This is a genomic window from Vibrio sp. YT-19(2023) (assembly GCF_033337395.1).
In genome coordinates this window covers 1-527 of record NZ_JAWOQN010001093.1, presented here as the reverse complement: position 1 = coordinate 527, position 527 = coordinate 1, and the positions used below count along the sequence as shown (strand labels likewise).

The following is a 527-nucleotide window of genomic DNA, read 5'->3' as shown; positions in this document are numbered from 1 at the left end:
TTCAAACCACTCGATAGCCATACTTACATGCAGCTAGATAAGCACACTGGCAATATTAAGCAGAAAGAAGGCCGAGATCGCCCTGACTTCGGTGAGCTGGATAATACTGGTTTAACCAACAAAACGGGCAACTTACAGAACCACCAAACCAGTGTTATCACAGAGGGTTTTGAGAATGTCAGCGACCATAAGCCAGTGCAGTCAACATTCGAAGTCAGAAGCTTTTCTCAAAAGTTGATTGAAAACGCATTTACTCAAAATGCCAATGACTTTAAAAATGATGCCGCCTATCTGAAGCCTGGCACGAACCCAGCTAACGCAACGTTTGATGATGTAACCTCAGCTAACCAAGCACGTCTGGGTTTAGAAAACTTAAACCCGAATGAACAAGCATTCGTGAAAGAGAATTTTGCGAGCTTTATTATCGGTAAAGACGCGATCTTCAGCCAGCTAACTAGCGGCTTTATGGAGGAGATGGGCCAACTTCATGCCTCTGATCTTGCTAAGAACCCAACTCATCTACAAGC

The 527-nt window shown here is 44.0% G+C and carries 1 pseudogene; it reads left to right on the top strand.

The features are described 5' to 3' along the window. Window positions 1-527 (top strand): annotated as a pseudogene (locus tag R7E78_RS30230) (VPA0450 family T3SS effector inositol phosphatase); the annotation flags it as partial.